Source organism: Sphingomonas panaciterrae (assembly GCF_036890205.1).
In the GTDB taxonomy this organism is placed as follows: domain Bacteria; phylum Pseudomonadota; class Alphaproteobacteria; order Sphingomonadales; family Sphingomonadaceae; genus Sphingomonas; species Sphingomonas panaciterrae.
The window spans coordinates 49,662-61,855 of record NZ_JAKNQR010000006.1 but is presented as its reverse complement, the minus strand read 5'-3'; the positions used below and the strand labels follow the sequence as shown (position 1 = coordinate 61,855).

Annotated in this window: 15 protein-coding genes; 5 read left to right on the top strand and 10 right to left on the bottom strand. The window is 66.9% G+C overall.

Annotated features, from left to right (window positions below):
- Positions 1–21: 21 nt before the first annotated feature.
- From L8F96_RS14130 to L8F96_RS14085, 10 genes are all read right to left on the bottom strand, one after another.
- Positions 22–663 (bottom strand): cell wall hydrolase, encoded by a 642-nt coding sequence (locus L8F96_RS14130; RefSeq protein WP_046409470.1) that lies wholly within the window; start codon positions 661–663, stop codon positions 22–24.
- A 166-nt stretch (positions 664–829) separates the two neighbouring features.
- Positions 830–1,156 (bottom strand): DUF1491 family protein, encoded by a 327-nt coding sequence (locus L8F96_RS14125; RefSeq protein ID WP_334656333.1) that lies wholly within the window; start codon positions 1,154–1,156, stop codon positions 830–832.
- A 4-nt stretch (positions 1,157–1,160) separates the two neighbouring features.
- Positions 1,161–1,613, bottom strand: a complete 453-nt coding sequence (locus L8F96_RS14120; protein WP_046409466.1) for a PaaI family thioesterase — start codon at positions 1,611–1,613, stop codon at positions 1,161–1,163.
- Complete coding sequence (locus L8F96_RS14115) at positions 1,603–2,082, bottom strand: PTS sugar transporter subunit IIA (RefSeq protein ID WP_125945320.1); 480 nt, start codon at positions 2,080–2,082, stop codon at positions 1,603–1,605. Before L8F96_RS14115 ends, L8F96_RS14120 begins: the two co-directional genes overlap by 11 nt.
- 11 nt (positions 2,083–2,093) lie before the next feature.
- Positions 2,094–2,684, bottom strand: a complete 591-nt coding sequence (gene hpf / locus L8F96_RS14110; RefSeq protein WP_046409660.1) for a ribosome hibernation-promoting factor, HPF/YfiA family — start codon at positions 2,682–2,684, stop codon at positions 2,094–2,096.
- Positions 2,685–2,735: 51 nt separating this feature from the next.
- Positions 2,736–3,422: a DNA polymerase III subunit epsilon gene (gene dnaQ, locus L8F96_RS14105; RefSeq protein WP_046409462.1), complete on the bottom strand. Its 687-nt coding sequence runs from the start codon at positions 3,420–3,422 to the stop codon at positions 2,736–2,738.
- Positions 3,423–3,429: 7 nt separating this feature from the next.
- The gene (gene coaE / locus L8F96_RS14100; RefSeq protein WP_334656332.1) at positions 3,430–4,023 is read right to left on the bottom strand and encodes a dephospho-CoA kinase; all 594 of its coding nucleotides are present in this window, start codon (positions 4,021–4,023) and stop codon (positions 3,430–3,432) included.
- A 51-nt stretch (positions 4,024–4,074) separates the two neighbouring features.
- On the bottom strand, positions 4,075–4,896 hold the full coding sequence (gene aroE, locus L8F96_RS14095; protein ID WP_334656331.1) for a shikimate dehydrogenase: 822 nt from the start codon (positions 4,894–4,896) through the stop codon (positions 4,075–4,077).
- Positions 4,893–5,483: a Maf family protein gene (locus L8F96_RS14090; protein WP_334656380.1), complete on the bottom strand. Its 591-nt coding sequence runs from the start codon at positions 5,481–5,483 to the stop codon at positions 4,893–4,895. Before L8F96_RS14090 ends, aroE begins: the two co-directional genes overlap by 4 nt.
- Positions 5,484–5,528: 45 nt before the next feature.
- Entirely contained in the window at positions 5,529–6,362 is an 834-nt protein-coding gene (locus tag L8F96_RS14085) for a pyruvate, water dikinase regulatory protein (RefSeq protein WP_046409657.1), read from the bottom strand.
- A 287-nt stretch (positions 6,363–6,649) separates the two neighbouring features.
- On the opposite strand from L8F96_RS14085, the gene hemE reads away from it, so the two are divergent.
- The 5 genes from hemE to L8F96_RS14060 all read left to right on the top strand — a co-directional run bounded on the left by hemE (position 6,650) and on the right by L8F96_RS14060 (position 12,180).
- Positions 6,650–7,711 carry a uroporphyrinogen decarboxylase gene (gene hemE, locus L8F96_RS14080; protein WP_046409456.1) on the top strand — a complete coding sequence of 354 codons (1,062 nt, stop codon included), beginning with the start codon at positions 6,650–6,652 and terminating at the stop codon, positions 7,709–7,711.
- Positions 7,711–8,169, top strand: coding sequence for a CopD family protein (locus L8F96_RS14075; protein ID WP_334656329.1), 459 nt, complete (start codon positions 7,711–7,713; stop codon positions 8,167–8,169). Before hemE ends, L8F96_RS14075 begins: the two co-directional genes overlap by 1 nt.
- A 240-nt stretch (positions 8,170–8,409) precedes the next feature.
- On the top strand, positions 8,410–9,666 hold the full coding sequence (rho, locus tag L8F96_RS14070; protein WP_046409453.1) for a transcription termination factor Rho: 1,257 nt from the start codon (positions 8,410–8,412) through the stop codon (positions 9,664–9,666).
- A gap of 307 nt (positions 9,667–9,973) precedes the next feature.
- Positions 9,974–11,608, top strand: coding sequence for an ATP-binding protein (locus L8F96_RS14065; protein ID WP_334656328.1), 1,635 nt, complete (start codon positions 9,974–9,976; stop codon positions 11,606–11,608).
- Positions 11,605–12,180, top strand: coding sequence for a response regulator transcription factor (locus tag L8F96_RS14060; protein ID WP_046409452.1), 576 nt, complete (start codon positions 11,605–11,607; stop codon positions 12,178–12,180). The genes L8F96_RS14065 and L8F96_RS14060 overlap by 4 nt, the downstream gene beginning before the upstream one ends.
- Positions 12,181–12,194: the final 14 nt, after the last annotated feature.

Sequence of the window (12,194 nt, the reverse complement as noted above, 5' to 3'; positions counted from 1 at the left end):
GCAATCGGCATCAACGGCGGCTCAGCGCCAGAAGATGTGGTTGCCGATCGACGCGACCTTCTTCAGCCCCGATGCGGGCGGACGGCCACGGTTGAAATACAGCGCCGGACCGGCCTGATCGTCCCATGCGTCGTTCAGCGCGACCTTCGCCACCGCGACGGCGGTACGATAGGCCTTGCTGTCCTCGTTGATCGACGGGATGCGGCCGCCACGCACGAAGCCGAACTGGCCACGCTGCGTGATCACGTCACAGACGTCCGAGGGGAAACGGCCCGACTTGGCGCGGTTCAGGATGACCTCGGCCACTGCCAGCTGGCCCGACAGCGGCTCACCGCGGGTTTCGAAGTAGATCGCACCGGCCAGGCACTGCAGCGCCTCATCGTCGCCATCATGGGTCGACTGGGCAGCCACGGCGGCGGCAAGCGACGGATATGCAACCGTTTCCTCGTTCGCGAGTTCATCATCGGCGAGGTCGGTAGGATTGGGAACCTGTACCGTCGTCGGCGTCGGCGTGAAAACCGTCGCGGTCATCGGTGCGGTAGCGTTCGGCTGGGGGAGCATGTGCTCAACCTCGGCAGCCAGTCCGGCCGTGCTCTGCGCAGTCAGGCCGAAAAAGGTGATCGTCATGGCTGCGGCAAGCGCGGCCCGCGAAAGAAACGACATCTTCTACATTCAAGTGCGGTGGTTACGCGGACACGACCGGGTTTCCGTGGAAACAGCGATCGACCGGGACCCCCCCGACTGCGTCACCGATGTGGATCGCACCCACCGCGGCACAACGCTTTGAAACTATGCTGGCGGGATTTGCCCCGGCCGCGCGGCGAGTCAATCAAGCCAGGATCGTTTCAGCGGCGAACCGTTGTGAGTCCGCGACGTCCAGAGCCACTACCCATAGATCGGGATCGCGCTGGCGCCGCCGTTTCCAATAATCCTCGATCGACTCGTCCCCCGTCGCGCCGGGCCCGCTCTCGACCAGAATGTCCCCGCCATCGGGCCCGATCGCGCGTTCGACGACGGTGTTTTCGCGCTCCAGGATGATCAGGATCGCGCCGGCATCGGCATCCCCGCGCGCCCGCACGACGGCGATTCCCCCCGCATCGTTGACGCGGCGGATCAGCGCCGCGACCAGCAGATGGGTGGGCAGGCGGCGTGTCATAGGGTCAGGCGCTGCGATAACCGGGCAGGCTGGCCAGCGCGATTCGGCTGCGCATGAAGGTGCCGGTGCCGCGCGCGACCTCCTCGCCATCCGCCGTGATCAGCCGCGCATCGCCGACGAACACGCGCCGCTGGCCGTTGACCCAGCGTCCTTCGGCGACCACCGGCCCCGCCGACAGCGGGCGGGTCAGCAGCAGGTTGAACTGCGTGGTCAGCAGGAAACGATCGGTGATCAGGCTGTTGCAGGCATAGAAGGCCGCATCGTCCAGCATCTTGAAATAGGTCGTGCCATGCGCCGCGCCGGCGGCATGGTAATGATCGCGCGTCACCTCGAAACTGATCCGCGCCACGCCGGGCTCGGGAATCGACAGGGTGGACGCGAACAGGCGGTTGATCGGCGCCGCCGCATAAAGCGATTCCAGCGCGCGATGATGCGCCTCGGCGCCTTCAGGCTGCATCCCGGCCCATCCCCGGCTCGTCCGCCGTCAGCAGGGCGTAGATCGCATCGCGCGATCCCGCGCCGCGCAGCTTGGCGACGAAGCCATGGTCGCGGAACCGGCCCGAAACTCGCGCCAGCGCCTTCAGATGATCCGCTCCCGCGCTGGCGGGGGACAGCATCCCGACGACGATGTCGACCGGCATGTCGTCGATCGCGTTGAACTCGATCGGTTGCGCCAGCCGCGCGACGATCACCACGATGCGCGACAGCCCCGGCAGCCGCGCATGCGGGATCGCCACGCCGCCGCCAAAGCCGGTCGAGCCCAGCTTCTCACGCTCGGCGAGCGCATTGGTTACCATGCTGGGATCCAGCCCCAGCGGCGGGCCGGCAAGCGCGCCCAGCTGCTGGAACAGGATCTTCTTGTTGTTCGCCATCACCCCGACCACGACCAGGTCGGGGTGGAGGAGGTCACTCAAATCGCTCGCCATCGTAGTCGGCGTTACCCCGCTCGTTGCGGCTCGACCCAGCCGATCGTGCCGTCGCCGCGCCGATAGACCATGTTGTACGAGCCCGTCCCGCTGTTCTTGAACAAAAGCGCATTGGTGTTGCGCAGGTCGAGCATCATCACCGCGTCGGACACGGTCGCATCGGGCACGTCGACGCGCGTTTCGGCGATGATCAGCGGGGCGTCCTGTTCCTCGTCCTCGCCGATCCGCTCGGCGAACAGCGTGTACCCGGCATTGTCCAGATTGTCGTAGGCGCCATTCTCCGCCAGCGCCTGCGCCTGCCCGGCGTTGCGGTCCTTTAGCCGGCGCATGTAGCGGCGCAGCTGCTTCTCGATCTTCTCCGCCGCACCGTCAAAGGCGAGGTGCGCGTCCGGCGCGTCATGCCGGCCCTTCAGCACCAGTCCCTGCATGACATGCGCGACGATGTCGCAACTGAACCCGCCATTGGGTCCCTGGCCAAATGTCACCTGCGCCGAAATCGCGCGACTGAAATATTTCTCGGCCATGCCTTGCAGCCGAGTGTCGACATGATCCTTCAGCGCATCACCCGTTTCCACCTGGTGACCAGATACCCGGATTTCCATCGACTCATTCTCCATTGCTGGCCCGGCGTGCTTGCGCCGGTGCGTTGGGCGTCAACCGGACGCCGCGGCCCCCCAGATCGGATTCTTGATCTTTGTCATGAACGCTGAATGGGCGGTAAGTTCCGCATCGCTGGGTGCGAAATGCCGCGGGGCGCGCACCGGGCGCGGCGGAGCGTCGGCGACGGCCACCTCCTCCACCACCAGATCGCTGACCAGCGACAGGCCGATCTGCCGCCCGCCCATCAGCTCGACATAGACCTGCGCCAGCAGTTGCGCGTCGAGCAATGCGCCGTGCAGCACGCGGTGCGACCGGTCGATGCCATAGCGCGAGCACAAGGCGTCCAGCGTCAGCTTCGCGCCGGGATGGCGCTGCTTGGCGATCGCCAGCGTGTCGACCATCCGGCTGGTGCAGATCAGGTCGCGCCCGCACCGCCCCAGTTCGCCGTTGAGAAAGCCGAAGTCGAACGAGGCATTGTGCGCGATCAGCGGCGCGTCGCCGACAAAGGCGATCAGCTCCTCCGCCACCGCGGGGAACAACGGCTTGTCGGCGAGAAACGCGTCGGACAGGCCGTGGATCGCGAACGCGCCCGGCGGCATCGTGCGCTCGGGATGGAAATAGGCGTGAAAGGTGCGCCCTGTTTCGCAGCGGTTGATCAGCTCGACACAGCCGATCTCGACCATCCGGTCCTCGCCAAAGGTGAAGCCGGTGGTTTCGGTGTCGAAGACGATTTCGCGCATGCGCTGATTATCGGACTTCCACCTCGTTCAGGCAAGCGATCACCCGGCGAACATGGCTACGTGTTTCCTCGATGGGGACGTCGGTCGGGATGACGAAATCGGCCTGCGCGCGCTTGTCGGCGTCGGGCACCTGCCGCGCCAGGATCGCGTCCAGCTTCGCTTCCGACATGCCCGGCCGCTGCAAGGTTCGGGCGCGCTGCACCTCGGGGGCGGCGGAGACGACCACCACCTTGTCCATCGCGCGCTGCCCGCCGGTCTCGAACAACAGCGGCACGTCGAAGATGACCATCGGCGCATCGGCATTGGCCGCCAGGAACGCCGCCCTCTCCTCCCCCACCGCCGGGTGGACGATCGCCTCCAGCGCCTTCATCGCCGCATCGTCGCCAAGCACCGCCTCGGCGAGCGCGGTGCGATTGACCCCCTGCGCGCCTGTCGTGCCGGGAAAACGCGCCTCGATCGCGGCAACGACGCGGCCGGTCGGCCCCTGCAGCTTGTGCACCTCGGCATCGGCATCGAACACGGGAATGCCTTCGTCGGCAAACATCGCCGCGACGGTGGACTTGCCCATGCCGATCGATCCGGTGAGCCCCACTTTCAGCATTCCCTTTTCTCCCCTCATCGCCCGCCCGTGCGGCGGCGCTTCATCGTGCCGTCAGGCGTCGCCGCCGATCAGCCGCGCGCGCAATTCGGCGTCATGCTCGCGCGGTGCCGGTTGGCCGAAGAACAATTCGAACGCCGCCGCCGCCTGCCCGACCAGCATTTCCAGCCCGTCGATCGTCTCCAGCCCGCGCGCCTCGGCCGCATCCAGCAACGGCGTGTGCAGCGGCGCATAGACGATGTCATAGACCAGCGCGTCGGCGGGGAGCGGCAGCAGGTCGAGGTCGAGCGCCGGCTGCCCCTCCATCCCCAGCGCGCTGGTGTTGACCAGCAGCTTCGCCGCCGGCAGCCGCCCCGTGAGCGGCAGCACCTCGCCCTTCAGCCTGAAGCGGCTCAGCAACGCCGCGGCCTTCAGCGGCGATCGGTTGAGGATCGTCACCGGGCCGACTTTCATCCGTGACAGCGCGAACAGCACCGCGCGCGCCGCCCCGCCCGCGCCGACGATCGCCACCGGCGCGCCGGTCAGGTCGACGTCGGCGATCGGCGCATAGAAACCCGCAGCATCGGTATTGGTCCCGAACAGCGTGTCCGGCCCCTGCCGCACCACCGTGTTCATCGCCCCGATGCTATCGCGCACCCCGCCAGGGTCATCGACCAGGTCGAGCATCGCCACCTTGTGCGGGATGGTCACGTTGCACCCGCGCCACGCCGGATCGGCGCGCCGCTCGGCAATGAAGCGCGGCAGGTCATCGCTGGTGACGCGCGTCGCGCGATACTCGGCGTCGATCCCCAGCTTCTCGAGCCAGAAGCCGTGGATGATCGGCGACTTGGAATGGGCGATCGGATCCCCGATCACTTCGGCATAGGGCCTGGTCATGCCGGCAACACGCTCCGTTCACGCAAGTAAGAGAGGACCGGCAACAGGGGCATGCCCAGCACGGTGAACTGGCTGCCCTCGATCCGGCTGAACAATTGCGCGCCCGGCCCCTCGATCCGGTAGCAGCCGACACAGCCCGAAATCGCCGGCCATTCGGCGCCGAGATAGGTGTCGATAAAGGCGTCGGACAGCGGCCGCACCATCATCCGCGCGCGATCGACATGCCGCCACACCGGGCGGCCGCCCTCGGCGATCACCGCCGCGCTGACGAGGTCGTGGCGCTTGCCCGACATCATCGCCAGGTGCCGCGCGGCATCCTCGCGGCTTTCCGGCTTGGACAGGATCGTGCCATCCTCCAGCACCGCCAGGCTGTCCGATCCCAGCACCAGTGCCTGCGGATGGCGCTGCGACACTTTCAGCGCCTTCATCTCGGCCAGCGCGTCGGCCAGGTCGCGCGGCGCGATCGCACCCAGCGCCGCCTTGGCGGCATCCTCGTCCACCATCGCCGGCTCGGCGTGGAACGGCACGCCGGCGGCGGTCAGCATCGCCATGCGCGAGGCGGATTGGGAGGCAAGCACAAGCGTCAGCGCGCTCGAACCGGGGGCAGCAGGCGTCACGGCGTCTTTATTCCTTCAGCGTTCCATCATGCCGGTGCCGCCCGCGCGCTCGTTGAACAAGGAAATGACGGCGGCGGCCGTTTCCTCGATCGAGCGGCGGGTGACGTCGATCACCGGCCAGCCATGGTCGGCGAACATGCGCCGGGCATAGCTCAGCTCGTGGATCACGGCTTCCTGATCGACATAGGATGTCTCGGGCGCCTGGTTCAGCGACAGCAAGCGGTTGCGCCGCACCTGGATCAGCCGGTCGGGACTGGTGGTCAGCCCGACGATCAGCGGGTTCTTCAGCGTGAACAGGCTTGCGGGCGGCGGGCTTTCCACCACGATCGGGATATTGGCGACCTTGAACCCGCGATTGGCGAGATAGATCGACGTTGGCGTCTTGGACGATCGCGAGACGCCGGCCAGCACGATGTCGGCGTCCTCCCATTCTTCCCACAGGACGCCATCGTCATGCGCAATGGTGAACTGGATCGCATCGACGCGCGCGAAATAGGCCGCGTCCAGCACGTGCTGGCGCCCCGGCTTGTTCTTGGCCTGCTGCCCGAGCAGCGCGGACAATGCGTCGTTGACCGGGTCGAGCGGCGCGACCAGCGGCAGGCCCAGCGACTGGCAGCGCTGCTCCAGCGCGCGGCGCGTCGCCGGATTGACCAGCGTGTAGATCACCAGCCCCGGGTTCTGCGCGATTTCCTGCAGGATGCGGTCGAGATGCGCCTCGGTGCGCACCATCGGCCAGAAATGGCGGACGGTTTCCACGTCGTCATATTGCGAGAGCGCCGCCTTTGCGATGTTCTCCAGCGTCTCGCCGGTGGAATCCGACAAAAGGTGCAGATGCAGCTTAACCGTCATCGGCATGAATCTGTGGATAACATGGGGATAAGCGGTAGCGTAACCGACGCGCCCGGCCAAGCGGGACACCCGATCGTGGAAAACCGATCATTTATCCACAATCCCGTCCACGCCGGATGGTTTCCCCCACAGGCTGTGGATAATGGGGACAGCTGAATCGAATCCCCGGGAGTCCGCGACTCTGCGTGGGTCAACCTGTTGGCAATCAGGGGACGAACGCATAAGCCCCGGCACCAACGCGCCAACATCATCTCACAACCCTGTGAATCTTACTTTTGAGTAGAAGCATGGACGCCCAAACCGATTCCAAACCGCTGTTGGATGTCCTGAAAGGGCAGCGCCGCGCGCGGCCACCGATGTGGCTCATGCGCCAGGCGGGCCGCTATTTGCCCGAATATCGCGCGCTCCGGGCCGAAAAGGGCGGATTCCTCGCGCTCGCCACCGATCCGGAGGCAGCCGCCGAGGTGACTCTGCAACCGATCCGCCGCTTCGGTTTCGACGGCGCGATCCTCTTCTCCGACATCCTGATGGTGCCCTGGGCGCTGGGCCAGGACCTGACCTTCGGGCCGGGGGAGGGGCCGCGCCTCACCCCGCGGCTGGTCGATCACGCGCTCGCTTCGCTGCAACCGGTTCCCGAACGGCTCGACCCGGTGTACGCCACCGTGCGCCGTGTCGCCGCCGCGCTGCCGGCCGAAACCACCTTCCTCGGCTTTGCTGGCTCGCCCTGGACGGTCGCGACCTACATGGTCGCCGGGCAGGGCAGCCGCGACCAGGCCGAAACGCGCAGCATGGCCTATCGCGATCCCACCACGTTCGGCGCGATCATCGATGCGATCATCGCCAGCACGGTCGACTATCTCGCGGCGCAGATCGACGCCGGGGTGGAGGCGGTGCAGCTGTTCGACAGCTGGGCCGGCACGCTCTCGCCCGCACAGTTCGAACGCTGGGTCATCGCGCCCAATGCCGCGATCGTCTCGGCGCTTAAGGCGCGCCATCCCGACACGCCGATCATCGGCTTTCCGAAGGGGGCAGGGGGCAAGTTGCCGGCCTATGCCCGCGAGACGGGCGTCGATGCGTTGGGGCTCGATGAAACCGTCGATCCGGCCTGGGCCGACGCCAACCTGCCCGAGATGCTGCCGGTGCAGGGCAATCTCGATCCGCTCGCGCTCATCGCCGGGGGCGCAGCGCTCGATTCAGCGGTCGACCGCATCCTTGCGGCCTTCCCCCGCCGTCCGCATATCTTCAACCTCGGCCACGGCATCGATCAGCACACGCCGATCGCGCATGTCGAGCAGGTGATCGCCAGGGTACGCGGATCAGAGGCAGGCGGGTCGGGAGCGCACGGCTGATGGGTGTAGGATTTCTCGGCGAATACTACCTTTGGGTGAAGGCCGCGCACGTCATCTTCGTCATCTTCTGGATGGCGGGGCTGTTCATCCTGCCGCGCTATCTGGTCCATCATCAGGATGGCCTCGGCGACCCCGCTGAGGAGGACCGCTGGAAGCTGCGCGAAGGCCGCCTGCGCCGCATCATCCTGACGCCCGCGATGATCGCCGTCTGGGTCATCGGCCTCGCGCTGGCGATCAACATCGGCCTCCTGGTGACGATCCAGGGCCTCGCCTGGCTCCATGCCAAGCTGTTCGTCGTCTATCTGCTGACCGGCTATCAGGCGGTCATGGTCGGCTATGCCAAGAAGCTTGCCGTGGGCAAGGCGCCCTGGCCCGGCCGCCGGCTGCGGATGATGAACGAGGTGCCTGCGCTCGCCGTCATCATCATCGTGATTCTGGCGGTGGTGAAGCCGTTCTGATCCCGTTGGCGTGACATTTGGCCGGCAGCGGCCGGAATCAGGCCGTTGGTCGCCCGGATACAGGCCGGGCGCGGTGTGATGGAGGCCGCAGGACGCGCTTGACTATGCCCTGACGCGCTCCTACGTCGCGGCTTACGGTGTGGCCTTTCGGCCCGCTGCCTCCTTGCAGTCTCGTTGCCGCGCGAACGTCTTTTCCGCCGACCGGGCTTTCTCCCCAACCGATTCACATCGGACTCAAACATGCATCTCAAAGATCTCAAGAAGAAAGCCCCGGCAGAGCTGGTCCAGCTGGCCGAGGAGCTTGGCGTCGAGGGCGCCTCCACCCTGCGCAAGCAGGACCTGATGTTCGCGATCCTCAAGGTCCAGGCCGAGGAAGGCGAGCAGATCATGGGCGAGGGCACGATCGAGGTGCTCCCCGACGGCTTCGGCTTCCTGCGCTCGCCAGAGGCGAACTATCTCGCCGGTCCCGACGACATCTACGTCTCGCCTAACCAGGTCCGCAAGCATGGCCTGCGCACCGGCGACACGGTCGAGGGCGAGATCCGCGGGCCCAAGGACGGCGAACGCTATTTCGCGCTGACCAAGCTGGTTCGCGTCAATTTCGATGATCCCGACGCGGTGCGTCACCGCGTGAACTTCGACAATCTCACTCCGCTCTATCCCGAAGAGCGGCTGAAGATGGAGATCGAGGATCCGACGCTGAAGGACAAGACCGGCCGCGTGCTCGATCTTGTCTCGCCGATCGGCAAGGGTCAGCGCTGCCTCATCGTCGCCCCGCCGCGCGTCGGCAAGACGGTGATGATGCAGAACATCGCCCGCGCGATTTCGCTCAACCATCCCGAAGTGTTCCTGATCGTGCTGCTGATCGACGAGCGCCCGGAAGAAGTCACCGACATGCAGCGCACGGTGAACGGCGAGGTCGTGTCCTCGACCTTCGACGAGCCGGCGACGCGCCACGTCGCGGTGGCCGAAATGGTGATCGAAAAGGCCAAGCGCCTGGTCGAGCACAAGAAGGACGTGGTGATCCTGCTCGACAACATCACCCGCCTCGGCCGCGCCTACAACACGGTTGTGCCGTCGTCGGGCAAGGTGCTGACCGGCGGTGTCGACGCGAATGCCCTGCAGCGTCCAAAGCGCTTCTTCGGCGCCGCACGCAACATCGAGGAAGGCGGCAGCCTCACCATCATCTCGACCTCGCTGATCGACACCGGCAGCCGCATGGACGAGGTGATCTTCGAAGAGTTCAAGGGCACCGGCAACGCCGAAATCGTGCTCGACCGCAAGGTTTCGGACAAGCGCATCTTCCCGGCGATCGATGTATCGAAGAGCGGCACCCGCAAGGAAGAGCTGCTGGTCGAGAAGGACAAGCTCAGCAAGATGTGGGTACTGCGCCGCATCCTCATGCAGATGGGCACCGTCGATGCGATGGAGTTCCTGCTAGGCAAGATGAAGGATTCCAAGACCAACGAGGATTTCTTCGCGAGTATGAACCAGTAAGGGTTCCGTCAGGGCGGGGCGGCAGGCGCCTGTCGGCCGCCCGTCCTGGTTGCGAGATTACAGGTGCCGTGCGCCAGCCTCCGACCGAACATGTCGGTGTGGCGCGGTGCCGCTCCCCCTCGGCACCGCGCCCGCGGATACGCGCCGTCCCCCTGTTGGCGACGCGCCTCCACCGCATGAAGCGAGCATGCCGCGCCATTCAGCGCTGATGCGCGTCGGACACCATCCGGGAAAAACCCGGTAAGACGCTCATCTCCGGGAATTTTCCGGGTGGCGAACCGCTCGCTGCCGGCGCAAGGCAAGGGCAATGGCAAGCCGCTTGCTCTCCTTCGCGCCGGGTGACAGGCGCGCCCCGGTGCTGGCAGGCCTGCATCCCACCGCGTCGCGCCTGCGCACCGATGCGCTGCTTCTCGCCCTCTACGCGGCCGGGTTCCTCCTGGCCCATGCCATCGCGGTTCGCTGGGGTGGCGATGGCTATTATTCGCTATGGTTCCCTGCCGCCGGCCTGCGCTTCGCGTTGCTCTGGCGGGCAGGGGTGCGTTTCACCCTGCCGGTCGCGGCGGTCGAGCTTGCAGCCAATCTCGCGACGGGCGCGGTCGTTCTTCGCGGCGAGGACGGGGCCTTGGTGGTGCTGAGCGTCATCCGCCCGGCGCTGGCCTATGGCTTGGCGATCTATGCCGTCCAGTGGCTGACCCGCGGGGCAAAGGCGGATGACGCCTTTTTTGCGCCGCCGATGCCGTTTGCGCTGGCGAGCGTGGCTGCGCCGTTCGCGGCCGCCCTTGCCGCCCTGCCGCAGGCGCTGTTGCGGCCTGAGCTGACCGGGGTGGCGGACGTGCGCGGCGTCGTGCTGTCGCTCAGCGCCTTCACCATTGGTGATCTTCTTGGCGTGCTGCTGGTCGCGCCTGCCTTGCTCTGGGTGGCCGACGCCGTGCTCGCGCCGAGCGCGCGTCCGGTGCGACGACCGTCGCCTGCTCTGTTGGTCGAGGCCTTCGGGGTGTTGCTGGCAGGGCTGGGCGTGGCCGGCGGTCTCGCGTGGATCGGCCTTGGTCTGCAGCCGGCGCCGGCGCTGGTGGCGATTGCCTGGGTTGGCCTGCGGTTCGGGCGTGTGGCGGCCTGGGCGGCGCTGCTGTGCGTGGCGGCGATCGTCCTGCCGCTCTCGGCCGGCGCGATGGACACCGGCGATCGGTTGCAACTCCACCTCGGCCTCGCAACGATCGCGGTCGCGGGATATCTCGCCGGCAGCTTCGCCGACGCGCAGATCCAGGCGCGCGAGGATCTCGCCAGGCGTGATCGGCTGCTCTTCCAGGCCGAGCGCCTGAAGACGCTGCGCGCCATGTCGGTCGCGGTGATTCACGAAATCTCGCAGCCGCTGTCGACGCTGTCGATCGAGGCGCGGCATCTGCATGAATCCGCACAGGGCGCCTCCCCGGAGGTCGAGAAAACCGCGGCGCTAATTCATGCCAAGGCGACGCAATTGTCCGATCTGGTGCGCCGCCTGCGCCGCTACGGCGGCCGTGTCGTCGATCAACCAACCCCGCTGCCGCTCACCGCGCTATTCGACAGCGTCCTGCCGCTCGCCGGCCCGGAGGTTACCGCCCTGGGCGCGAGGATCACCATTGAGCCGCTGGACGCGGACATCCTGATCGAGGGGCAGGAGGTCGAGCTTGCCCAGGCGCTGGTCAATTTGGTCCGCAACGCCGCCCAGGCCTGCGGCCGGGGCGGGGAGGTGGTGCTGTCCGCGCGCAAGGAGGGCGCGGTGGCCATCATCACCGTCGCCAACCGGCATCGCGCTGACCTGCCGCCGCAGCCCGGCATGGGGGTCGGCACGCTGGTCGCCCGTGCGATCCTCGAGGCACATGGCGGCACGCTGACCCGCGAGACGGGCAGCGATGCGATGGTGCGCGCGACCATCACCTTGCCGCTGATCGGAGTTCCGGAATGAAGGAAACGCCGGTCTATGTCGTCGATGATGACGCTGATCTCGGCGCCAGCGTGGCGCGCCTGCTCGGTCGGCACGGTTTTGCTGCGCAGGCGTTTGTCGATCCCGCCGCGCTGCTGGGCCTCTATGCCGCGGCACCTGCCCAATGCATCGTGACCGACGTGATGATGGGTGATCTCGACGGCTTTGCCTTTGCCGATCGCGTGCGCGCGATTGATCCGGCGACGTCGATCGTCTTCATGACCGCCTGGCCGACCACCGCCAACGCCGTTGATTCCGTGCGCCGCTATGGCGGGCTCGATTATCTGGAAAAGCCGATCGACGAGGATCGCCTGGTCGCGGCCGTGGCCGAGGGGGTGGCGTGGAGCCGCCAGCGCCGCGAGACGCACGCGCGGACCGCACAGCTGACCGCGCGTGAGCGTCAGGTGTTCGACCTGCTGGTGCTGGGCCACCCCAACAAGGTGATCGCCGACCAGCTCGGCCTGTCGCCCAAGACGATCGAGGATCATCGCGCTGCCGTGATGGCCAAGACCGGGGTCAACGGCCTCGCGCAGCTGATCGCGCTGACCCGATGACCGGATCCGTCACG